Raw genomic sequence first — 23,103 nt, 5'->3', positions numbered from 1 at the left:
ACTCCAAACGAAATACAACAACACCGGCGGACCGCGCGATGCGCGAGCCCGCCGTGACATACGAGAGACAATCATGTCACCTTATATTGCAGAATTCATCGGCACGGCGATCCTCGTGCTGCTCGGCAACGGCGCGGTCGCGAACGTGCTGCTTGCAAAGACCAAGGGCAAAGGCGCGGATCTGATCGTGATCGTGATGGGCTGGGCGATGGCGGTATTCGTCGCGGTCTACGTGACCGCGTCGTTCAGCGGCGCGCACCTGAACCCGATCGTCACGATCAGCCTCGCGCTCGCGGGCAAGTTCGCGTGGTCGAAAGTCGGCGGCTACGTGCTCGCGCAGATGCTCGGCGGGATGGCGGGCGCGCTGCTCGTGTGGCTCGCGTATCGCCAGCACTTCGCGAAGGAAGCCGATGCCGACCTGAAGCTCGCGGTGTTCTGCACGGCGCCGGCGATCCGCAGCACCACGCACAACGTGCTGACCGAAGCGATCTGCACGTTCGTGCTGATCCTCGGCGTGCTGTATCTCGCGTCGCCGCAAGTCGGCCTCGGCGCACTCGACGCGCTGCCCGTCGGTCTGCTCGTGCTCGGCATCGGCATCTCGCTCGGCGGCCCGACCGGCTACGCGATGAGCCCCGCGCGCGACCTGTCGCCACGCATCATGCATGCGCTGCTGCCGATTCCCGGCAAGCGCGACAGCGATTGGCGCTATGCGTGGGTGCCCGTCGTCGGCCCGCTGCTCGGCGGCGCGGCGGCAGCCGGCCTGTATCTGCGCCTGCACGCGATGGCCTGATCGCGGTTCGAACGGAGCGCGCGGCGTTCGCTGCCGCGCGCTTCATTCCCCTCTTTTTTCTATCGGTCGTCACGAGCCGCGCCCCGGGGCGCGCCGCCGGCCCACTCCATTCGCAACTCGGTCGGTATCGCGACGAACGTGCCGGTAGCGTTCTTACTCGAACGCTACCGGCATGCCTATGCGGCCGAGATCGCGCATTTCGTCGACGCGCTGCGCGACGGCACGCCGGTCAGGACGACGATCGACGACGGGCTCGCCGCGCTCGACCTGGCCGAAGCCGCGACGACGTCGTGGAAAACGGGGCACGTGATCGAGCGGCGGCGCCCTGTCACGACCTGCCGCAACCCCACGGCGACATCGGGCAAATTTGCCGCCACGTCACGCGGCATGCGCGTGAAAGCACGTATGATGGCGAATCGATCGGCGTCGCCGATATCCCGCGTTTTCATCACCATGCTCGATCACCTCATCTGCGACTGCGACGGCGTGCTCGTCGACAGCGAAGTCATCGCCGACCGCGTGCTGCTCGACACGCTGTCCGCCACGTTCCCGAACCTCGATTTCGAAGCCGCCGCGAAGTCGGCATTCGGCCAGCAGACGTCGCGTTTCCTCACCGGCATCGAAGCCCGCTTCGGCATCGAGATGCCCGCCAACTTCATCGAGACCATCGAGCACAACATCGAGGTCGCGCTTGCGCAATCGCTCGCGCCGATCAGCGGCGTGCGCGACGCGCTGCTGAAGGTCACGCTGCCGGCCGCCGTCGTCTCGAACAGCCGGCTCGTGCGCGTGCGCAATTCGCTCAAGCGCGCGTCGCTCACCGAGATCTTCGGCGAGCGCGTGTTCAGTTCCGAACAGGTCGCGCGGCCGAAGCCCTACCCCGACGTCTACCTTCACGCGGCGCACACGCTCGGCGTCGAGCCGGCGCGCTGCGTCGTCGTCGAAGACAGCATTTCGGGGCTGAATGCCGCGCGGGCGGCCGGGATGAAGACGATCGCGTTCGTCGGCGCGAGCCACATCCCCGACAACTACGCGGACGCGCTGCGCGCGATGGGCATCACGCGGATCATGCGCAAGATGGACGAACTGCCGGCGCTCGTCGAAGCCGGCATGCGCGGCGAATTCGGCAACGTGCAGTCCTGATCGTCATTCGGGCCGGATCGGTCGATCCGGCCGCGCCACGGGCGCGCGAACGCGCCCGCCTTTCCTTCGCTCAGGCCGGCTCGCAGCAGCGTTCGCGCGCCGCCGCCAACGCCTCGCGGAACTCGACGAGTTCCGCGATCGTCAGCATCGGCAGCCCGTGCCGTTGCGCGAAGCGCTCGACATCGTCGCCGCGCGTCATCGTGCCGTCCGGATTCATCAGCTCGCACAGCACGCCGGCCGGCTTCAGGCCCGCGAGGATCGACAGGTCGACCGTGCCTTCGGTGTGACCGCGGCGCGCCAGCACGCCGCCCGGTTGCGCACGCAACGGAAACACGTGGCCGGGGCGCACGATGTCATGCGGCTTCGCGCCGTCGGCGATCGCCGCGCGGATCGTCGTCACGCGATCGGCGGCCGACACGCCGGTATGCACGCCTTCGCGCGCCTCGATCGACACGGTGAACGCGGTGCCGTTGCGGCTTTCGTTGGTCTGCACCATCGGCGGCAGTTCGAGCGCGCGCACCGTGTCGTCGGTCAGGCACAGGCAGACGATGCCGCTGCACTCGCGAATCAGCAGCGCCATCGTCTCGGGCGTGATGCGCTCGGCGGCGACGATCAGGTCGGCTTCGTTCTCGCGGTCGTGGTCGTCCTGCAGCACGACCGCGCGGCCCGCGCGCATCGCGTCGAGCGCGGCGGCGATGCGCGGCGGCACCGGTTCGGACTCCAGCAGGGGGAGATCGGCAAAGGCATCGGCAGGCGCCGACGAAACGGACATCAAGGACATGTGAAACGCTCCTCGCAAATACGATTAGGGCGAAAAACGTTTCAGGGCATTGCAAACAGACAGAACGACAACCCGCTTCGCATGCAGCGCGAAGCGGCCCTGACGGACATGACTATCTGCACATCTTCTCTCATCCGGACTGTGACCGTCGGCTCTGGCATTCGACCAGATCTGCTGACCCCGCGCGGATGCGCGGGCGCTCGCGGGCTCGCCGGCTTACGCCAGCCTACCGCCGGTGGGGAATTTCGCCCCGCCCTGAAGACGCACTGATTGCCGGACGGGAACGCCCCGTCACCGGCGGGCCAAGCATACAACAGCCGCGCACGACGCGCAGCGTAAAACCTTACTGACGACCCCGTCTAACGGCATCGCCCGAACGGCGAACGGGCGATCCCGCGACCATCCGGGAACGCAGTCGCGCCGCGCGGCCTGCGCGATCAGTTGACGGCCGCGTGCGCCGCGTCGGGCACGAGCCAGCGCGGCGGCACCTCGGGGCTCACCGTCACGCGGAACGCACGCGCTTCGCTGTCGCCCGGGTTGCGCAGGCTGTACGGCTGGTCGGCGTCGAACACGATCGCGTCGCCGGTCGCGAGCAACTGGCGGCGGTCGTGCACGCTGACTTCGAGCGTGCCTTCGCTGACGACGAGATTGACCGTCGTGCCGGGTGCACGGCGCACGCCGGGCTCCGTATGCAGCGGCGCGATCCGCAGCTCGTGGAATTCGGCCGCGGCCGGCTCGCCTTCCGGGTACAGCGCACGCGCCGAGAAACGGCCGTTCGAGCTGACCACGCGTGACGCGCGCTCGGCCGCCAGATGCTCGAAGCCGTTCACCGCATGGCGCCGCAGGAACGCGGCGACCGACACCTTCAGTGCCGCCGCGATCTTGCAAAGCACCTTGATCGACGGCACGCTGCGCGCCGATTCGATCTGCGCGAGCATCGCGCGCGACACGCCGGACAGCCGCGCGAGCGCATCGAGCGACAGTTGCCGCTCGGCACGCAAGCGCGCGAGGTTCACGCCGACGACCTGCTCGAGGACGTCGAGCGACGCGGAGCCGCGTCCGTCGGCGGCATTGCCGGACTCGAAGGAAGACACGTCGCGCACGAGCGCCAGGGATGAAGACATAGCATTGCCTCCGGGCCGCTGCGCGGCCCTGCGTAGGGGGTAAGCCGGAATCGGAATCGGGTTGCGCCGGTCATTGGCGCGTATCGAGACGCTATCACCCGGCCTGGCACGGGCAAACGAAGTTATCTTCACACCGTTATCAGCATCGCGGAGGAATACGTTTCTCGCGAACCTTTTCCTGCCGCTATGGCGTCGCCGCGCAAGGCGCCGTGGCGACGTTCACTGCGCCGCCGGCGCCGCCCCGCGCGCCGGGCCGCGCGTGTCGAGCCGCATCGCGAGCCACGTGACGACTAGCGCCGCGAACGTCACCGCGACCGCGACCCACGGCAGCGCATCGAGCGCGAAGCCGTGTTCCAGCGCGAGGCCGCCAAGCCACGCGCCGCCCGCATTGCCGACGTTGAACGCGCCGATGTTCAGCGTCGACGCGAGATGCGGGGCGCTCGCGGCCTTCTCGACCACGCGCGCCTGCAGCGGCGGCACCGTCGCGAACGCGGCGATCCCCCAGACGAATACGGTGACGGCAGCCGCGACCGGCAGGTGGCTCGTCTTCGCGAACACGGCCATCACGGCCATCAGCGCGACGAGGATCGCGATCAGCGACGGCATCAGCGCGCGGTCGGCGAGCTTGCCGCCGAGCGTGTTGCCGATCGTCAGCCCCGCGCCGAACAGCACGAGGATCAGCGCGACCGCGCGCGGCGAGTAGCCCGACACGGTCTCGAGAATCGGCGCGATGTACGTGAACACGACGAACACGCCGCCGAAGCCGAGCACCGTCATCAGCAGCGCGAGCCACACCTGCGGCTCCTTCAGCACGCGCACTTCGTGGCCGAGGCCGACCGGCCCGCTGTCGTGGCGGTTCGGCACCAGCGCGGCCACGCCGCCGAGCGCCAGCACGCCGAGCGCGGCGACGATCCAGAACGACGCGCGCCAACCGAGCAACTGGCCGATGAACGTGCCGAACGGCACGCCGAGCACGTTCGACAACGTGAGCCCGGTGAACATCAGCGCGATCGCGCTCGCGCGCTTGTCGGCCGGCACGAGCGACGCGGCGACCACCGCGCCGATCCCGAAGAACGAGCCGTGCGCGAACGACGTGACGACGCGCGCGACCATCAGCATCGCGTAGCCCGACGCGGTCGCGCACAGCACGTTGCCGACGATGAAGATCGCCATCAGCAACTGCAGCGCGGCCTTGCGGGGCATGCGGCTCGTCAGCACCGCGAGCAGCGGCGCGCCGACCGCGACGCCGAGCGCGTAGCCGGTGACGAGCAGCCCCGCCGACGGCAGCGACACGGCCAGGTCGTGCGCGACTTCGGGCAGCAGCCCCATGATGATGAATTCGGTGGTGCCGATGGCGAAGGCGCTGATCGCGAGCGCCAGGAGCGGAATGGGCATGACGTTCTCCGGAAGGCGGCGGTGCGGCGCCGCTTCGGCGCCGCACCGCACAAGAAAGCGGGATGTGCGCGCATTGTCCCGAATACGCCTATATTTGATAATTGGCGTGGCATTTGAATCATTTTCAAAAATTTCTGGAAAATCGCATGGACCGACTGGGCGATATCCGGCTGTTCGTCGAGGCGGCGGAGCTGGGCAGCCTGTCCGCCGCCGGGCGCAAGCTGAACCTCACGCCAGCCGCCGCGAGCGCGCGGCTTGCCAAACTCGAGGCGAAGATCGCGACGCGGCTGTTCGAGCGCTCGACGCGGCAATTGCGGCTCACCGACGAAGGCAAGCTGTATCTGAACTGCTGCCGCCAGGCGCTGCAGGCGCTCGACGACGCGGACGCAATGCTGCAGGAAGGTCGCAACGTCGTGAGCGGCAAGGTGCGGCTGTCGTCGACGTCCGATTTCGGCCGCCACCAGCTGCTCGACTGGCTCCACGAATTCACGACGCTGCATCCGGGCGTCACGTTCTCGCTGACGGCGTCCGATTCGTCGTCGAACCTGTGGCAGGACGAGATCGACCTCGCGATCCGCTTCGCCGCGCCGCCCGACGGCGCGCTGATCGCCCGCCGGCTCGCGACCAACCGGCGCGTGCTGTGCGCGGCGCCGTCGTTCGTCGAGCGCCATGGCCTGCCGGCCGATCCGCACGATCTGGCCCGCTTTCCGTGCAACGTGATCACGATCGCGTCCGGTCCGATGAACACCTGGCATTTCACGCGCGGCGACGAAGTGCAGGTTCACACGGTGCCGGTGTCGACCGCATTCGAGACCAACGATGGCGGCCTCACCCGCGAATGGACATTGCGCGGCCACGGCATTGCGCTGAAGTCGCTGTGGGACATCGCCGACGACGTCCGCGCGGGCCGGCTGCGCGTGCTGCTGCCCGACTGGCGGCACCAGGACGCGCCGCTGCACGCGATCTATCACAGCAAGCGCTACATGGCGCCGCGCGTGCGCGTGCTGCTCGACTTTCTCGCCGAACGCTTCGCGCGGGAGGAAGCCGCGCTCGACGATCTGCTGAACGCGTGCCGCTGACGGCCGCTCCGCCGCTATCGAGGGGTCCGAACCCGGAAGTCGGCGTCGCGTGCCCGCAACCGGCCGCCCGTCCGTCGTGGCGCGAAAAGCTATAATGGAAGGCTTTCCCGACGGCCTTTCCTGCCCGATGCGCGCGATTCGCGTGCCGCGCACGGCCGTCCCGATTCACCCTTGACGACGCCCCCAGGTCAACCACTGCGAACGGCGAATCCCCATGACCAAGAAAGTTTACGTAAAGACCTTCGGCTGCCAGATGAACGAGTACGACTCGGACAAGATGGTGGACGTGCTCAATGCGGCCGAAGGCCTCGAAAAGACCGACACGCCGGAAGACGCGGACATCATCCTGTTCAACACGTGCTCGGTGCGCGAGAAGGCGCAGGAGAAGGTGTTCTCCGATCTCGGCCGCGTGCGCGAGCTGAAGGAAGCGAAGCCGGGCCTGCTGATCGGCGTCGGCGGCTGCGTCGCGAGCCAGGAAGGCGCATCGATCGTGTCGCGCGCGCCGTACGTCGACCTCGTGTTCGGCCCGCAAACGCTGCACCGCCTGCCGCAGATGATCGACGCGCGCCGTGAGAGCGGCCGCGCGCAGGTCGACATCACGTTCCCCGAGATCGAGAAGTTCGATCACCTGCCGCCCGCGCGCGTCGAGGGGCCGAGCGCGTTCGTGTCGATCATGGAAGGGTGCTCGAAGTACTGCAGCTACTGCGTGGTGCCGTACACGCGCGGCGATGAAGTGTCGCGCCCGCTCGACGACGTGCTGACCGAAGTGGCCGGCCTCGCCGATCAGGGCGTGCGCGAAGTCACGCTGCTCGGCCAGAACGTGAACGCCTATCGCGGCGCGCTGACGGCCGGTTCGACCGACATCGCCGATTTCGCGACGCTGATCGAATACGTCGCCGACATCCCCGGCATCGAGCGGATCCGCTACACGACGTCGCACCCGAAGGAATTCACGCAGCGCCTGATCGACACGTACGCGAAGGTGCCGAAGCTCGTGAGCCACCTGCACCTGCCGGTCCAGCACGGCTCGGACCGCATCCTGATGGCGATGAAGCGCGGCTACACGGTGCTCGAATACAAGTCGGTGATCCGCAAGCTGCGCGCGATCCGCCCCGACCTGTCGCTGTCGACCGACATGATCGTCGGCTTCCCCGGCGAGACCGAGGATGATTTCGACAAGATGATGGCGCTCGTGCACGAGATGGGCTACGACACCAGCTTCTCGTTCATCTACAGCCCGCGCCCCGGCACGCCGGCCGCGAACCTCGCCGACGACACGCCGCGCGAAGTGAAGCTCAAACGCCTGCAACATCTGCAGGCGACGATCGAGGAGAACGTCGCGCGCATCAGCCAGTCGATGGTCGGGAAGGTCGAGCGGATCCTCGTCGAGGGCCCGTCGCGCAAGGACCCGAACGAGCTCGCGGGCCGCACCGAGAACAACCGGGTGGTGAATTTCCCGGCGCCGCTCGCGTCGCACCCGCGCCTGATCGGCCAGATGATCGACGTGAAGATCAACCATGCGTACCCGCACTCGCTGCGCGGCGAGCTCGTGCTCGTGAGCGACGACGCGAGCACGGCCACCCACTGACCGACCGACGCCCGACAGGAGCCCGACGCTACTTTGAAGACCGTCCAAGCACTGGAATTCACCGCCCCGCGCGACGACAACGCGCGCCTCGCCAACCTCTGCGGCCCGCTCGACGAGAACCTGCGGCAGATCGAACAGGCGCTCGACGTCACGCTCGCGCGGCGCGGCCACCGGATCACGATCCGCGGGCGCGGCGCCAAGCTCGCGCTCGCCGCGCTCGAAAACTTCTACAACCGCGCGCGCGATCCGCTGTCGGTCGACGACATCCAGCTCGCGCTGGTCGAAGTGCGCCACACGGCCGGCAACGGCCGCCAGGACACGGTCGACGTGCGCTTTCGCGGCGACCCCGATCATCCGTTCGACGAACCCGTCGCGCAGCTCGACGCCAGCGAGCCGGAGGAAGAGCCCGGGCCGAAGCTCTATACGCGGCGCGCCGACCTGCGCGGCCGCACGCCCGCCCAGCGCGAATACCTGAAGCAGATCCTGCAGCACGACGTGACGTTCGGCATCGGGCCGGCCGGCACCGGCAAGACCTACCTCGCGGTCGCGTGCGCGGTCGATGCGCTCGAGCGCGACCAGGTCAAGCGGATCGTGCTGACGCGTCCGGCCGTCGAGGCCGGCGAGCGGCTCGGCTTCCTGCCGGGCGATCTCGCGCAGAAGGTCGACCCGTACCTGCGGCCGCTGTACGACGCGCTGTACGACCTGCTCGGCTTCGACAAGACGGCCAAGATGTTCGAACGCCAGATGATCGAGATCGCGCCGCTCGCGTACATGCGCGGCCGCACGCTGAACCACGCGTTCATCATCCTCGACGAGGCGCAGAACACCACGCCCGAGCAGATGAAGATGTTCCTCACGCGGATCGGCTTCGGCTCGAAGGCGGTCGTGACCGGCGACACGAGCCAGGTCGACCTGCCGCGCGGCCACAAGAGCGGCCTCGTCGAGGCGCAGCAGGTGCTCGGCGGCGTGCGCGGCATCGCGCTCACGCGCTTCACGAGCGCGGACGTGGTGCGCCATCCGCTCGTCGCGCGCATCGTCGAGGCGTACGACGAATTCCACGCGCAGCACCAGGACGGCTGAGCGGCGACGCCCGCATGCTGCCCCGGCCTGCCGGCCCGGCCCGCCAGACGGCGCGCCGGGCTTTTTTCCGCCCGCACGCAGCCCGTCCGAATTCGGGCGCGATCGGCCGTTTGGTGTATCCTCAACGCGTCCCAATCGCCGTACGCGTCATGAAATCCTCCCGTTCCCGCAAGTCCGGTCGCGCCCCGTCCGCCGCGCCCGAATCCCCCCGCCTTTCGCTGTTCGACGCGAAGGGCAAAGCCCGCACCGTCAACGCGCAAGGGCTGCGGATCGACTTCCCGGACGGCCGCAGCCTGATGTTCGACCTGTCGGGCAGCTCGGGCGACGCGGCTGTCGCGATCGTCGCGCAGCACAACGATCCGGCGATGCGCGCGAAGCTCGCGCTGCAGCCCGAGCACTACGACAGCGTGACGCTGCACGTCGGTGCCGAGTTCGCGCCGCGCGAGGACGACCCCGAAGACGAGCCGCGCGTGCTGGAGCTCGACCTGTCCGTGCAGTACGGCGACGAGATCACGAGCGATGTGCGCAAGACGCTGCCGAAGCGCAAGCTGATCGCCGAGTGGATCGAGCCGGCGCTGTTCGCGAGCGCGCAGCTCACCGTGCGCTTCGTCGGCGAAAACGAAGGCCGTACGCTGAATGCCGGCTATCGCCACAAGGACTATCCGACCAATGTGCTGACCTTCGCGTACGACGCGGCGCCCGACGGCACCGTGATCGGCGACCTCGTGCTGTGCTGCCCGGTGGTCGAGAAGGAAGCGCACGACCAGGGCAAGCCGCTCGCGGCCCATTACGCGCACCTGCTGGTGCACGGCGCGCTGCACGCGCAGGGCTACGACCACGAGACGAGCGACGAGGACGCGGCCGAAATGGAAGCGCTCGAAGTCGACATCCTCGCGAAACTGGGTTTCCCGAACCCATACCAGTAAGCCGTCCGCCCGATGCGTAACGCCGCGATGCTGCCGCCCGCCTACCCGCCGTCGATCGGCGAAGGCCGTCTGCTGACGGAAGACGAGCTCGCGGCGTCGCTCGCGCATACGATGCGCGACTGGGACGGCCAGCAGGATCTGTGGCTGTTCGGCTATGGCTCACTGATCTGGAACCCCGGCCTGCCGACCGTCGCCGCGGTGCGCGGCAAGGTGCACGGCTATCACCGCGGGCTCTACCTGTGGTCGCGCGTGAACCGCGGCACCCCCGAACGGCCGGGCCTCGTGCTCGCGCTCGATCGCGGCGGCTCGTGCTCGGGCATCGCATTCCGGCTTGCCGGCCCGACCGCGCAGCCGCATCTCGAGACCTTGTGGAAGCGCGAGATGCCGATGGGCTCGTACCGGCCCGCGTGGCTGCCGTGCTCGCTCGAGACAGGCGAACGCGTGAACGCGCTCGCGTTCGTGATGCGCCGCGACGCGCCGACCTATACGGGCAAGCTGCCCGACCCCGTCGTGAAGGAAGTGTTCGGCTGCGCGGCCGGCCGCTACGGCACGACGCTCGACTACGTGAGCCGCACGGTCGACGCGCTGCGCGCGAGCGGCATCCCCGACCGCGCGCTGGAAGGGTTGCTGGCGCGATGCCGGTGATCCCGCTGATCCCGCACGACGCGCGGCCCACCGCCATGCGACACCGTTCAGCCAACGCAGCCCGCGCATCCGCACGAGGACACACCCGATGAAACCGTCACGCTGGTCGCGTTGCAGGATCGCCGCGCTGTTCGTCGCCGCGAGCGTCGCGCTGTCGGGTTGCGGCATACTCGGCTGCGGCGGCGCCGCGACCAACGGCGCGGCTGCCGGCGGCTGCTCGGCCGGCATGCGGTTCTGAGCGACGCGCCGGCGGCGCCCGCCTGCGGCAGAATGCCGCCGGCACGGCCGATTTCCCGCGTCGCGCCGCGCCGCGCTTCCCGCCACCGTTTTTTGGCCGCCACGCCCCGCCGACCCTTTCTGCGATAGGATGGACCCGAAGACGACGCCGCGCCCGGCGCGGCCGTCCGCGAGCGGGGCCCGCGCGAGCCGCCCATCCTGGCCGTGCGGCCGGGGTGACACGGTCGCGTCGTGCCCTTGGTGTATCCTTGCCTACTCCGTGACCGCGCGCTCCGGCATGACCCGGGCGCACCACCATGAACGATTCGTATCCCAGTCGTAAGCCAACCGACAAACCGCAAGAAAAGCGCTCGCTGCTCGAGCGCCTGACCGACTTCATCTCGCCCGAGCCCGAATCCCGCGGCGAGCTGCTGGAAATCCTCCAGGACGCCCACGAACGCAACCTGATCGACGCCGATTCGCTGTCGATGATCGAAGGCGTGTTCCAGGTCTCCGATCTGTGCGCCCGCGACATCATGGTGCCGCGCGCGCAGATGGACGCGATCAACATCGCCGACAAGCCCGAGGATTTCATCCCGTTCGTCCTCGAAAAGGCGCACTCGCGCTATCCGGTGTACGAGGAGAACCGCGACAACGTGATCGGCGTGCTGCTCGCGAAGGATCTGCTGCGCTTCTACGCCGAGGAAGAGTTCGACGTGCGCGGGATGCTGCGCCCGGCCGTGTTCATTCCGGAATCGAAGCGCCTGAACGTGCTGCTGCACGACTTCCGCGTGAACCGCAACCACCTGGCGATCGTCGTCGACGAATACGGCGGCGTCGCGGGCTTGATCACGATCGAGGACGTGCTCGAACAGATCGTCGGCGACATCGAGGACGAATACGACTTCGACGAGGAAGCCGGCAACATCATCTCGGGGCCGGACGGCCGCTACCGCGTGCGCGCGCTCACCGAGATCGAGCAGTTCAACGAGGTGTTCGGCACCGATTTCCCCGACGACGAAGTCGACACGATCGGCGGGCTGATCACCCATCATTTCGGACGCGTGCCGCACCGCGGCGAGAAGCTTCAGCTCGGCAACCTCGTGTTCGAAATCCAGCGCGGCGATGCGCGCCAGGTTCATGTGCTGCTGGTGCGCCGCAACCCGCTCACCAGCCGTCGCGCCGAAACCTCGCACGAAGACTGACCGCTCCGCGCCAGCCGCGCCTCCTTCAACCGCTCGCCCTCTTCCGCTTCACATGGACGATCCGATCCCGTCCCGCCCGGCTGGCGGCCTTCTCGCGCCGGCGCCCGGCCGCGCGCTGCCGCGCTGGCATTATCCGGCCGCGTTACTCGCCGGCGCGGCCAATACGCTCAGCTTCGCGCCCACGCCGCATGGCGGCTGGCTGCAGCTCGTCGTATTCGTCTGGTTTTTCGCGCAGCTGACGCGCACGTCGAGCTGGCGCGGCGCCGCGCTCACCGGTGGCGCGTTCGGCTTCGGCAACTTCATCACCGGCGTCTGGTGGCTCTACATCAGCATGCACGTGTACGGCGAGATGGCCGCGCCGCTCGCGGGCGGCGCGCTCGTGCTGTTCTCGCTGTACCTGTCGCTGTACCCGGCGTTCTCGGCCGGGCTGTGGTCGTTCTGCGCGGGCCATGCGTGGCACCGCCGCGAGCCCGACCCGCGGCCGTTCTCACCGACCTGGCACGGCGCGTTTGCATTCGCGAGCGCGTGGGCGCTCGGCGAATGGCTGCGCGGCACCGTGTTCACCGGCTTTCCGTGGCTCGGCAGCGGCTACCCGCAGGTCGACGGCCCGTTCGCGGGATTTGCGCCGGTAGTCGGCGTGTACGGGATCGCGTGGGTGCTCGCGCTGTTCGCCGCGCTGGTCGTGCAGGCGCTCGCCGCCGCGCGCCCATCGCCGGGGCGTGACGGCGGCGACGGCGCACCGGGCGGCAACGCCCGCGTGCGCATCGCCGCGCCGGCCGGCATCGCCGTCGCGCTGCTCGCGGCCGGCGTCGGGCTGTCGCAGCTCACGTGGACCGTGCCCGCGAACGCGCCGCTCACCGTGCGGCTGCTGCAGGGCAACGTGAAACAGGACATCAAGTTCGAGCAAGAAGGCATCGACGCGGCGATCAAGATGTACCAGCAGATGATCGTCGAGAAGCCGGCCGACCTGATCGTCACGCCCGAGACCGCGATCGCGGTGATGATCCAGGAGCTGCCCGAGCCGTTCGCCGTCGCGATCCGCAAGTTCAGCGACACGACCGGGTCGGCCGTGCTGTTCGGCGCGGTCGGCGCGTCGGTGACCGAGGACGGCCGCTACGTCGACTACACGAACAGCCTGTACGGCGTGACGCCGAATTCGCGCGACATCTATCACTACGACAAGCATCACCTCGTGCCCTTCGGCGAATTCATCCCGTGGGGCTTCCGGTGGTTCGTCAACCTGATGAAGATGCCGCTCGGCGACTTCGCGCGCGGCGCACCGGTGCAGAAGCCGTTCCTCGTGCACAACCAGCCGGTGATGGCCGATATCTGCTACGAGGACTTGTTCGGCGAGGAAATAGCCGCGACGATCCGCGACAACCCGCAGCCGCCCGGCGTGCTCGTCAACGTGACGAATCTCGCATGGTTCGGCGACACGATCGCGCTCGACCAGCACCTGCAGATCGCGCGGATGCGCTCGCTCGAAACGGGCCGGCCGATGCTGCGCTCGACCAACACCGGGATGACGGCCGCGATCGACGCACACGGCCGCGTACTCGGCCAGTTGAAGCCGTTCACGATCGGCTCGCTCGACGTGCGGATCGAAGGCACGAGCGGCTTCACGCCGTACGTGACGAGCGGCAACAACATCGTGCTCGCGGTGTCGCTGGTGCTGCTCGCGTTCGGCTTCACGTTCGGGCCCGGGCTGCGCCGGCGCAATGGCCGGAAGCAGCACGGCGGCGACGCAGCGAAATGATGCAGCGGGCCGCCGCCGCGCGCGGCGGCCCGTGACCGCGAACCGGCCGGCCGCTCAGGCCGGCCGGTCAGATTGGCCTAGTTGCTCCGGCTGCGCGGCGACGCGCCGCAGATCGCGGCTCACTTCTTCCATCACCGGCGCCCACGCGCCGAACGTCGGCTGCCGATACAACGTCGCGGTCGGATACCACGGGCTGTCCCGGCGATCGAGCAGCCACGGCCAGTGCGGATTCACGTCGAGCAGCACCCAGGTGCGCGCGCCGAGCGCGCCGGCCAGATGCGCGACCGACGTGCACACGGTGATCACGAGATCCAGTGCGCCGATGAACGCGGCCGTATCGTCGAAACTCTCCCATTCGGCCGTGTAGTCTTCGATCGCGAAACCGGCCGCGCGCGCGGCGGCGACATCGGCATCCGCACCCGGCTGCAGTGAATAGAACGTGACGCCGTCGATGCCTCGGAACGCGTCGGCATAGCGCTCGAGCCCGACGCGCCGGAACGGATTGCGCTGGTGGCCCGCACTGCCCGTCCACACGAGCCCGATCTTCAGCCGGCCGTCGCCCGCGAGCCGCGCGCGCCACGCGTCGCGGGCGCCCGGCTCGGCCCGCAGGTACGGCACCGAGGCGGCGAGCGTCGATGCCTCCATGCCGAGCATCAGCGGCAGGCCGATCAGCGGCACTTCGTAATCGAATGCCGGCAACGCATCGATGCCCCCGCCCGCGCTGAACACGTCCGCGTGCGCACCGAGGCTGCGCTGCATCAGCGTGCCGAGCGCCGGAAACGTATTCCACGCGTGCCGGCCGCCCTCGCGATGCACGCGTTCGGCGAGCGGCACGACGAAGCGGCAGAACTGCAGCACGTCGCCGAGCCCCTGCTCGCCCCACACCAGCAGCGTCTTGCCGGCGAGCGGCTCGCCCTGCCAGCGCGGGCCCGGCAGCGCCGGCCGGCGGCCGCGCAACTCGCCCGCGCCGTCCCAGCGCGCCTCGTGGCCGCGCCAGCCGGCCGCGTGGTTGCCGCGCACGAGCTGGATGATCGCGAGATTGAAGCGGAACGACGCATCGTCGGGCGCCAGCTCGCATGCGCGCGCCGCATGGCGCTCGGCGTCGTCCCAGCGCTGCGCCTCCTTCATCGCCATCGCGACGTTGTTCATCGCGAGCGCGTTGTCGGGCGCGAGGTCGGCGAGCCGCGCGGCGCACGCGAGCGCGCCGTCCAGGTCGTGCGTCGCGATTCGCGCGACGACGAGGTTGATCCATGCCTGCACGTCCCGCGGATCGTGCTTCACGGCCGCGTCGAGCAGCGCGATCTCCTCCGCGCGATCCGCGCCCGACAAGCGCAGCGCGATCGCGAGGTTGTTGCGCAGCGACGGCCAGCCGGCATCGATCGCGAGCGCCGCGCGGTACGGCGCGACCGCATCCGCGTGACGGCCGGCCATCTGCAGCGCGTAGCCGTGATTGAAGTGCGTGGCCGCGCCCGGCTGCACGCGCACCGCGCATTCGGCGAGCGCGAGCGCGTCGGCCGTGCGCTGCCGCGCGACGAGCGCCGTCGTGAGCCGCACCAGCGCATCGGCATCGACCGCATGCAGATGGGCGGCGGCGGCCAGCCACAGATCGTGCGCGGCGCGCTCGCCGCGCGCCTGCGCGTCGGCGGCCTGCCCGAGCAGCGCGAGAAACGGCGGAAGCAGCGGAATCAGAATGTCGTTCGGTTCGTCCATGCAGTCGGCATCGGCAAGCGGTGACGCGGCACGCGTGGCGCGCGCCGCAATACACGCATCTTAACGCCCGCGCGAAGCGGTACGGCACGCACGTCGCGGCAGGTCGCACGCGGCCCGGCGGCGCCCGCGGGCCACGTGCGCGCGGGCCGCCGGAAACAGGCCGGCGGCGGCCTCGCCCGCGTTCCAGCCGCATCCGGTCGCCGATCCGGTAAAATTACGCGTTTCTGCACACTAACAAGCCGCGCCGCCGCGCGAGCCGACCCTCCGGGCCCGCCCGGAGCGCCGCCCGCAACGGAGCGCCAGCGCCACGAAGGCTCTTCATGCTTACGTTTCAGCAAATCATCCTGACGCTGCAGTCCTACTGGGACAAGCAGGGTTGCGCCCTGCTCCAGCCCATCGACATGGAAGTCGGCGCGGGCACGTCGCACGTCCACACGTTCCTGCGCGCGGTCGGCCCCGAGCCGTGGCGCGCCGCGTACGTGCAGCCGTCGCGCCGCCCGAAGGACGGCCGCTACGGCGAAAACCCGAACCGCCTGCAGCACTACTACCAGTACCAGGTCGTGCTCAAGCCGGCGCCGGAAAACATCCTCGACCTGTACCTCGGCTCGCTCGAGGCGCTCGGCTTCGACCTGAAGCAGAACGACGTGCGCTTCGTCGAGGACGACTGGGAAAACCCGACGCTCGGCGCGTGGGGCCTCGGCTGGGAAGTGTGGCTGAACGGGATGGAAGTCACGCAGTTCACGTATTTCCAGGAAGTCGGCGGCCTCGAATGCAAGCCGGTGCTCGGCGAGATCACGTACGGCCTCGAGCGCCTCGCGATGTACCTGCAGAAGGTCGAGAACGTGTACGACCTCGTATGGACCGAGTGGGAAGAGCAAGGCCCGAACGGCCCCGAGCTGCGCCGCCTGTCGTATGGCGACGTGTACCACCAGAACGAGGTCGAGCAGTCGACCTACAACTTCGAGCACGCGAACGTCGACCTGCTGTTCACGTTCTTCAACAGCTACGAAGCGGAAGCGAAGAAGATGATCGACGCGCAGCTCGCGCTGCCCGCGTACGAGCTCGTGCTGAAGGCCGGCCACACGTTCAACCTGCTCGACGCGCGCGGCGCGATCTCGGTCACCGAGCGGGCGGCGTACATCGGCCGCATCCGCGCGCTGTCGCGTCTCGTCGCGCAGGCTTACTACGACTCGCGCGAGAAGCTCGGCTTCCCGATGCTCGGCAACCCGCCGGGCGTGCCGGGCCTCACCACCGACGCCCAGGACGCCGCGCAACCGGCATGGGCGCCGCCGCTCAAGGTCGAACGCAAGATCGATCAGGACTGACGAGACGAGATTCAATCCAGACATGACGCACAATCATCCCGCCCCCCTGCTCGTCGAACTGCTGACCGAAGAGCTGCCGCCGAAGGCCCTCGCGCGCCTCGGCGACGCATTCGCCGAAGGTATCGCCCAACGCCTCGCCGCGCGCGACCTCGTCGAAGGCGAACTCGTGTTCGAACGCTACGCCACGCCGCGCCGCCTCGCGGTCGTCGTGCAGAACGTGCGCGCCGTCGCGCCCGACAAACAGGTCCGCGAAAAAGTCCTGCCCGTATCGGTCGCGCTCGACGCCGAAGGCAAGCCGACCGCCCCGCTCGCGAAGAAGCTCGCGGCGCTCGGCCACCCGAGCGCATCGATCGCCGATCTCGAACGCGCGCAGGACGGCAAGGCCGAAGCGTTCTTCATCAACTACTCGGCGGCCGGCGCCACGCTCGCCGACGGCCTGCAAGCCGCGCTCGACGAAGCGCTCGCGAAGCTGCCGATCCCGAAATTCATGACGTACCAGCGCCCGGACGGCTCGGACGTGAAGTTCGTGCGCCCGGTGCACCGCCTGACGGTGCTGCACGACGATCGCGTCGTGCCCGTCACCGCGTTCGGCGTCGATGCCGGCGACACGACGCTCGGCCACCGCTTCCTGTCCGACGGCCTCGTCGCGATCCAGCATGCACGCGCGTATGCCGACACGCTGCGCGACAAGGGCCGCGTGATCGCGCACTTCGCCGATCGCCGCGAAACGATCCGCACGCAACTGAACGAACATGCGAACGGCGACACGGTCGTGATGCCCGAGTCGCTGCTCGACGAAGTCACGTCGCTGGTCGAATGGCCGGTCGTCTACCCGTGCCGCTTCGAGGACGAATTCCTGCAGGTGCCGCAGGAATGCCTGATCCTCACGATGCAGACGAACCAGAAGTATTTCGCGCTGACCGACGTTGCCGGCAAGCTGCGCTCGCGCTTCCTGATCGTGTCGAACATCGAGACGAAGACGCCGGGCGAGATCATCGAAGGCAACGAGCGCGTCGTGCGCCCGCGCCTCGCCGATGCGAAGTTCTTCTTCGAGCAGGACAAGAAGAAGCCGCTCGCCGACCGCGTGCCGCAGCTCGCGAACGTCGTCTATCACAACAAGCTCGGTTCGGCGCTCGCCCGCGTCGAGCGCCTCGAGGCGCTGGCCGGCGAGATCGCTCCGGCGATCGGCGCCGACACCGCGCACGCGAAGCGCGCCGCGCGTCTCGCGAAGGCCGACCTGCTGACCGACATGGTCGGCGAGTTCCCGGAACTGCAGGGAACGATGGGCACGTACTACGCGCGCCACGACGGCGAAGCCGACGACGTCGCGCTCGCATGCGCCGAGCACTACCAGCCGCGCTTCTCCGGAGACGCACTGCCGACCACGCCGGTGTCGACCGCCGTCGCGCTCGCGGACAAGCTCGAAACGATCGTCGGCATCTGGGGCATCGGCCTCGCGCCGACCGGCGAGAAGGACCCGTTCGCGCTGCGCCGTCACGCGCTCGGCGTGCTGCGCCTGCTGCTCGAAAAGCAGTTGCCGCTCGATCTCGTGGCGCTGCTGCGCACGGCCCATGCACGCTTTGCCGGCGTGCCGGGCGTGGCCGAGTCGACGGACGCGATCTTCGCGTTCTTCATGGATCGCCTGCGCGGCCTGCTGCGCGAGCGCGGCTATTCGGCCGGTGAAATCGACGCGGTGCTGAGCCTGAACCCGACGCGCATCGACGATCTCGTCGCGCGCCTGGACGCTGTGCGCGAATTCACGCGCCTCGCGGAAGCCGAAGCGCTCGCGGCCGCGAACAAGCGGATCTCGAACATCCTGAAGAAGTCGGAAGGCGGCGCGAACGGCGCGGTACAGCCGACGCTGCTCGTCGAGGCCGCCGAGAAGGCGCTGCACGAACAGCTCGCGGCCGTCACGCCGCACGTGCAGTCGCAGCTCGAGGCGCGTGCGTACACGGGCGCGCTGTCGGCGCTCGCCGCGCTGCGCGCGCCGGTCGACACGTTCTTCAACGACGTGATGGTCAACGCGGAAGATCCGGCCCTGCGCGCGAACCGTCTCGCACTGCTGTTCGCGCTGCACCAGCAGATGAACTGCGTCGCCGACATCTCGAAGCTCGCCGCATAAGGGCCGCACGATGCCGACCAGCCCCAACCGAAAGCTCGTCGTCCTCGACCGGGACGGCGTGATCAACGTCGATTCGGATGCGTTCATCAAGACGCCCGACGAATGGATCGCGTTGCCCGGCAGCTTCGAGGCGATCGCCCGGCTCAACCACGCGGGCTACCGCGTGGTGGTCGCGACCAACCAGTCCGGCATCGGTCGCGGGCTGTTCGACATGGCCGCGCTCAACGAGATGCACCTGAAGATGCATCGCGCGGCGGCCGCGGTCGGTGCGCGCATCGACGCGGTGTTCTTCTGCCCGCACACGGCCGAGGATCACTGCGACTGCCGCAAGCCGAAACCGGGCATGATGCAGATGATCGCCGAGCGCTTCGAGATCGATCCCGGTCACACACCGGTCGTCGGCGATTCGCTGCGCGATCTTCAGGCCGGCGTCGCGGTCGGCTTCCAGCCGCACCTCGTGCTGACCGGCAAGGGCAAGAAGACGCTCGCCGCGGGCAATCTGCCGGACGGCACGAAGGTCCACGACGACCTGCGCGCGTTTGCGCTCGATTTTCTTTCACACGAACACGAGTGATGCGGCTGCCGCGCGCATCCTCCCCAACGCCAGACTCACGCCGATGCGCTTCGTCCGCTCCCTGCTGCTGCTGATCTACTTCATCCTGTACACGGTGCCGTACGCCACCGCGTGCTTCATCGCGTTCCCGTTCATGCGCCCCGACGCGCGCTACTGGATGGCGGCCGGCTGGTGCAAGTCGACGCTGTGGGTCGTGCGCTGGCTGAACGGCATCCGCTACCGGATCGAAGGGTTCGAGAACCTGCCCGACGGCCCGGCCGTGCTGCTGTCGAAACATCAGTCCGCATGGGAGACGCTCGCGTTTCCGGCGCTGATGCCCAAGCCGCTGTGCTACGTGTTCAAGCGCGAGCTGCTGTACGTGCCGTTCTTCGGCTGGGCGCTCGGGCTGCTGCACATGGTCAACATCAACCGCAAGGAAGGCAAGAACGCGTTCGCGTCGGTGATCCGCCAGGGCAAGAAGCGCCTGTCGGAAGGCGCATGGATGATCATGTTCCCCGAAGGCACGCGCACGCCGGTCGGCAAGCAGGGCAAGTACAAGACGGGCGGCGCGCGCTTCGCGATCGAAACCGGCACGCCGGTCGTGCCGATCGCGCACAATGCAGGGCGTGTGTGGCCGCGCAACTCGTTCACGAAATTCCCAGGCGTCGTCACGGTATCGATCGGCAAGCCGATCGCGAGCGAAGGGCTGACGCCCGATGCATTGAACTCGCAGGTCGAAGCATGGATCGAAGCGGAAATGCGCCGCATCGATCCCGATGCGTATCGTCAGGCAGGCAACGCCGGCACCCGCGATGCCGCGCGCGCCTGACGCCCCGGATTGCAGCCGTTGCGTACGACAAAAAGAAGCGAACTGATGAAACAGCGTCCGCGGCCACGGCCTGCCGTCGTGGCCCTCGATCATCGCCAGATGGATCTGCCGCTCTTCGACGGGGCGGCCGCTGCGCCGTCGGCGCCGGCCGCCCCGCCGTCACCACCCGAAGCCGCCCCCGCCGCGCCGCTCGATCCGGGCCCGGCGCCCGATCGCTCGCGCGTGCGCACGTTCGCGCTCGACAGCCGCGTGCTCGAATACCGGCTCAAGCGCTCGGCGCGCCGCACGATCGGCTTCACGATCGACGGCAGCGGGTTGTCGATCACCGCGCCGCGCTGGGTCACGCTCGCCGATATCGAAGCGGCGATCGCCGAGAAACAACGCTGGATCTTCGCGAAGCTCGCGGAGTGGAAGACGCGCACCGAGCAGCGCGCGCTGCCGCAAATCGACTGGCGCGACGGCGCGCAACTGCCGTATCTCGGCAAGACGGTGACGATCGCGCTCGGCGCGGGCGCCGTCGCGTTCGACGCCGATGCGCTGCGGCTGTCGCTGCCGCTGCCGGTGCAGGCCGACATGCAGCAGATCAAGGATCGCGTGCAGGGCTGGCTGCAGGGCGAGGCGAAACGCATCTTCGGCGAACGCCTCGTGGTCTACGCGGAAAAGCTCGGCGTCACGTATTCGATGTATGCGCTGTCGTCGGCCGCGACGCGCTGGGGCAGCTGCTCGAGCGACGGCAAGATCCGCCTGAACTGGCGGCTGATTCATTTCCCGATGTCGATCATCGACTACGTCGTCGCGCACGAGCTGTCGCACCTGCGCGAGATGAACCACAGCCCGGCCTTCTGGCAGACCGTCGAATCGATCTTCCCCGAGTTCCGCGAAGCGCGGCACACGCTCAAGCATCACCCGCCCGAGCTGCTGCCGTCGCTTTGACGCGCACGGCTTCGGCGCCGACGAAAAAGGGCGATGCGGACAACCCCGCATCGCCCTTTTTCGCTGCCGCGGCGCACATCGCACGCCGCGGCCCGATTCGTCCGGCGCTTACTTCTTCTGGATGAACTCGATCTTGTAGCCGTCCGGATCCTCGACGAACGCGATCACGGTCGTGCCGTGCTTCATCGGGCCCGCCTCGCGCGTGACCTTGCCGCCTTGCGCCTTGATCTTCTCGCAGGCCGCGTACGCATCGTCGACCGCCACCGCCAGATGGCCGAAGCCGTTGCCGAGATCGTAGGACGGCGTCTCCCAGTTGTGGGTCAGCTCGATCACGGTGCCCGTGCTCTCGTCTTCGTAGCCGACGAACGCGAGCGTGAACTTGCCTTCCGGATAATCCTCGCGACGCAGCAGCTTCATGCCGAGCAATTCGGTATAGAACTTGATCGAGCGGTCGAGATCGCCGACTCGCAGCATCGTATGCAGCAAACGCATGTGTTGTACTCCTGTGGGGACTTTCCAGAACCGGAAATTCTACCGGAGTCGGGTGAAATTCGCCGGGGGCGCCTAGCCGGGGGCGCCTAGCCGGGGGCGCCTAGCCGGGGGCGACCCGGCGGCGCATCGGTTGAACCGCGCGAGCGCAGCGGCGGAAAACGGCACGAACCGGCTCGCCCGGTCACCACGCCGATCGGGTAACATCCTTCCACTTCGCACCAAAAGCGGGCATGCGAGCCGCCGCCCGACCGCGACCACCCTCTCTTCGTTGCCGCCACACTGCCGTGCGAAACCGCCGATTCGAGCGCGCCGGACGCGCCGCCCGCCCGACCTCGTTGCCACCATGCCCGCCCCACGAGGCACGCCGATGACCGCGCTTGCCGCCGCCCCCGTGCGCCGCGCCCTCGATACACGCGCCGTCGGCCTGATGTTGCTGCTGTGCGCGATCTGGGGCTTCCAGCAGGTCGCGATCAAAAGCACGAACGCCGCGATCGCGCCGATGTTCCAGGCCGGGCTGCGCTCGGCGATCGCCGCGCTGCTGCTATGGGGCTGGGCGCGCTCTCGCGGCACGCCGCTGTTTAGGGCAGACGGCACGTTCGGTGCGGGCCTCGTGGCCGGTGCGCTGTTCGCCGGCGAATTCATCTGCGTGTTCTTCGGGCTGACGCTGACGAGCGCGTCGCACATGGCGATCTTCCTGTACACGGCGCCGTGCTTCACCGCGCTCGGCCTGCACCTGTTCGCACCCGGCGAGCGGCTGCAGCGCACGCAATGGGCCGGCGTCGCCGTCGCATTCGCCGGCATCGCGCTCGCGTTCGCGGACGGCTTCCTGAAGCCGCGCGCACCCGGCGCGTCCGTGCTGGCCGGGCTCGCCGGCGATGCGCTCGGGATCCTCGGCGGCGCGATGTGGGCCGCGACGACGGTGGTGGTGCGCTCGACGGCGCTCGCGCGAGCCAGCGCGAGCAAGACGCTGTTCTACCAGCTCGCGGTATCGGCGTTCGTGCTGATCGCGCTCGCCGCGCTGTTCGGCCAGATGTCGTTCGCGCGGATCACGCCGGTCGCGCTCGCGAGCCTCGCGTACCAGTCGGTGATCGTCGCGTTCGTCAGCTACCTGTCGTGGTTCTGGCTGCTGACGCGCTACAGTGCGTCCCGGCTGTCCGTCTTCACGTTCCTGTCGCCGCTGTTCGGCGTCGCGTTCGGCGTGCTGCTGCTCGGCGAATCGGTCGGCTGGCGGTTCATGTCGGCGGCCGCGCTCGTGCTGATCGGCATCGCGCTCGTCAACGCGCCGCCGCGCCGGCGGGCGTAACGGCCGGCGCAACACGCGCGGTGTCAAGTCCTGGAATAGGTTGACAGTATTCAGACGCTAGAACGCCCGATGCACCGCATCGGGCGTTTTGTATTTCAGCGCGGCATGCGG

21 protein-coding genes and 1 riboswitch are annotated in these 23,103 nt (G+C 68.7%); of the genes, 16 read left to right on the top strand and 5 right to left on the bottom strand.

Annotated features, from left to right (window positions below; all coding sequences use genetic code 11):
* The first annotated feature begins 73 nt into the window (after positions 1–73).
* Positions 74–790, top strand: coding sequence for an MIP/aquaporin family protein (locus HWX07_RS23230; RefSeq protein ID WP_011546148.1), 717 nt, complete (start codon positions 74–76; stop codon positions 788–790).
* A 453-nt stretch (positions 791–1,243) separates the two neighbouring features.
* A complete protein-coding gene (locus tag HWX07_RS23220) occupies positions 1,244–1,930 on the top strand; it encodes an HAD family hydrolase (RefSeq protein ID WP_175878152.1) in 687 nt (228 codons plus the stop codon).
* A 70-nt stretch (positions 1,931–2,000) separates the two neighbouring features.
* Here the strand turns inward: HWX07_RS23220 and ribB are convergent, their stop codons facing one another.
* From ribB to HWX07_RS23205, 3 genes are all read right to left on the bottom strand, one after another.
* Positions 2,001–2,711, bottom strand: coding sequence for a 3,4-dihydroxy-2-butanone-4-phosphate synthase (ribB, locus tag HWX07_RS23215; RefSeq protein WP_107314323.1), 711 nt, complete (start codon positions 2,709–2,711; stop codon positions 2,001–2,003).
* 118 nt (positions 2,712–2,829) lie between these two features.
* Positions 2,830–2,978: riboswitch (FMN riboswitch) on the bottom strand.
* Between the two features lie 170 nt (positions 2,979–3,148).
* Positions 3,149–3,835, bottom strand: a complete 687-nt coding sequence (locus HWX07_RS23210; protein ID WP_027807652.1) for an XRE family transcriptional regulator — start codon at positions 3,833–3,835, stop codon at positions 3,149–3,151.
* 219 nt (positions 3,836–4,054) lie between these two features.
* Positions 4,055–5,230: an MFS transporter gene (locus HWX07_RS23205; RefSeq protein ID WP_175877819.1), complete on the bottom strand. Its 1,176-nt coding sequence runs from the start codon at positions 5,228–5,230 to the stop codon at positions 4,055–4,057.
* A 146-nt stretch (positions 5,231–5,376) separates the two neighbouring features.
* Here HWX07_RS23205 and HWX07_RS23200 point away from each other — a divergent pair, with 146 nt between their 5' ends.
* From HWX07_RS23200 to lnt, 8 genes are all read left to right on the top strand, one after another.
* Positions 5,377–6,309, top strand: a complete 933-nt coding sequence (locus HWX07_RS23200) for a LysR family transcriptional regulator (RefSeq protein WP_175877818.1) — start codon at positions 5,377–5,379, stop codon at positions 6,307–6,309.
* Positions 6,310–6,523: 214 nt separating this feature from the next.
* Complete coding sequence (miaB, locus tag HWX07_RS23195) at positions 6,524–7,897, top strand: tRNA (N6-isopentenyl adenosine(37)-C2)-methylthiotransferase MiaB (RefSeq protein ID WP_175877817.1); 1,374 nt, start codon at positions 6,524–6,526, stop codon at positions 7,895–7,897.
* A 33-nt stretch (positions 7,898–7,930) separates the two neighbouring features.
* Positions 7,931–8,977: a PhoH family protein gene (locus HWX07_RS23190; protein ID WP_006477874.1), complete on the top strand. Its 1,047-nt coding sequence runs from the start codon at positions 7,931–7,933 to the stop codon at positions 8,975–8,977.
* Between the two features lie 149 nt (positions 8,978–9,126).
* On the top strand, positions 9,127–9,903 hold the full coding sequence (ybeY, locus tag HWX07_RS23185) for an rRNA maturation RNase YbeY (protein ID WP_175877816.1): 777 nt from the start codon (positions 9,127–9,129) through the stop codon (positions 9,901–9,903).
* A gap of 12 nt (positions 9,904–9,915) precedes the next feature.
* Positions 9,916–10,548 carry a gamma-glutamylcyclotransferase gene (locus HWX07_RS23180; protein WP_027813077.1) on the top strand — a complete coding sequence of 211 codons (633 nt, stop codon included), beginning with the start codon at positions 9,916–9,918 and terminating at the stop codon, positions 10,546–10,548.
* Positions 10,549–10,636: 88 nt separating this feature from the next.
* The gene (locus HWX07_RS23175) at positions 10,637–10,786 is read left to right on the top strand and encodes a hypothetical protein (RefSeq protein ID WP_175877815.1); all 150 of its coding nucleotides are present in this window, start codon (positions 10,637–10,639) and stop codon (positions 10,784–10,786) included.
* Between the two features lie 295 nt (positions 10,787–11,081).
* Positions 11,082–11,969, top strand: coding sequence for a transporter associated domain-containing protein (locus tag HWX07_RS23170; protein ID WP_175877814.1), 888 nt, complete (start codon positions 11,082–11,084; stop codon positions 11,967–11,969).
* 52 nt (positions 11,970–12,021) lie between these two features.
* Complete coding sequence (gene lnt / locus HWX07_RS23165) at positions 12,022–13,725, top strand: apolipoprotein N-acyltransferase (RefSeq protein ID WP_175877813.1); 1,704 nt, start codon at positions 12,022–12,024, stop codon at positions 13,723–13,725.
* A gap of 54 nt (positions 13,726–13,779) precedes the next feature.
* Here lnt and HWX07_RS23160 read toward each other — a convergent pair whose 3' ends face one another.
* A complete protein-coding gene (locus HWX07_RS23160) occupies positions 13,780–15,435 on the bottom strand; it encodes a hypothetical protein (RefSeq protein ID WP_175877812.1) in 1,656 nt (551 codons plus the stop codon).
* A gap of 320 nt (positions 15,436–15,755) precedes the next feature.
* Here HWX07_RS23160 and glyQ point away from each other — a divergent pair, with 320 nt between their 5' ends.
* The 5 genes from glyQ to HWX07_RS23135 are packed head-to-tail and all read left to right on the top strand — an operon-like array spanning position 15,756 to position 21,197.
* Entirely contained in the window at positions 15,756–16,760 is a 1,005-nt protein-coding gene (gene glyQ, locus HWX07_RS23155; protein WP_006477868.1) for a glycine--tRNA ligase subunit alpha, read from the top strand.
* Positions 16,761–16,782: 22 nt separating this feature from the next.
* Entirely contained in the window at positions 16,783–18,882 is a 2,100-nt protein-coding gene (gene glyS / locus HWX07_RS23150) for a glycine--tRNA ligase subunit beta (RefSeq protein WP_175877811.1), read from the top strand.
* A 10-nt stretch (positions 18,883–18,892) separates the two neighbouring features.
* Positions 18,893–19,456, top strand: coding sequence for a D-glycero-beta-D-manno-heptose 1,7-bisphosphate 7-phosphatase (gmhB, locus tag HWX07_RS23145; RefSeq protein WP_175877810.1), 564 nt, complete (start codon positions 18,893–18,895; stop codon positions 19,454–19,456).
* A gap of 43 nt (positions 19,457–19,499) precedes the next feature.
* Positions 19,500–20,264: a lysophospholipid acyltransferase family protein gene (locus tag HWX07_RS23140; RefSeq protein ID WP_006477865.1), complete on the top strand. Its 765-nt coding sequence runs from the start codon at positions 19,500–19,502 to the stop codon at positions 20,262–20,264.
* 45 nt (positions 20,265–20,309) lie between these two features.
* The gene (locus HWX07_RS23135) at positions 20,310–21,197 is read left to right on the top strand and encodes a SprT family zinc-dependent metalloprotease (protein WP_175877809.1); all 888 of its coding nucleotides are present in this window, start codon (positions 20,310–20,312) and stop codon (positions 21,195–21,197) included.
* A gap of 108 nt (positions 21,198–21,305) precedes the next feature.
* On the opposite strand, the gene gloA is transcribed toward HWX07_RS23135, so the two are convergent.
* Positions 21,306–21,689: a lactoylglutathione lyase gene (gene gloA, locus HWX07_RS23130; protein ID WP_006477863.1), complete on the bottom strand. Its 384-nt coding sequence runs from the start codon at positions 21,687–21,689 to the stop codon at positions 21,306–21,308.
* Positions 21,690–22,056: 367 nt separating this feature from the next.
* Here gloA and HWX07_RS23125 point away from each other — a divergent pair, with 367 nt between their 5' ends.
* The gene (locus HWX07_RS23125) at positions 22,057–22,992 is read left to right on the top strand and encodes a DMT family transporter (protein ID WP_175877808.1); all 936 of its coding nucleotides are present in this window, start codon (positions 22,057–22,059) and stop codon (positions 22,990–22,992) included.
* Positions 22,993–23,103: the final 111 nt, after the last annotated feature.

It is taken from the genome of Burkholderia sp. BCC0097, from assembly GCF_902832985.1.
Classification (GTDB): Bacteria; Pseudomonadota; Gammaproteobacteria; order Burkholderiales; family Burkholderiaceae; genus Burkholderia; species Burkholderia orbicola.
Note: the sequence above shows the minus strand (reverse complement) of the source record. Positions and strands in the feature narration are given on the sequence as shown.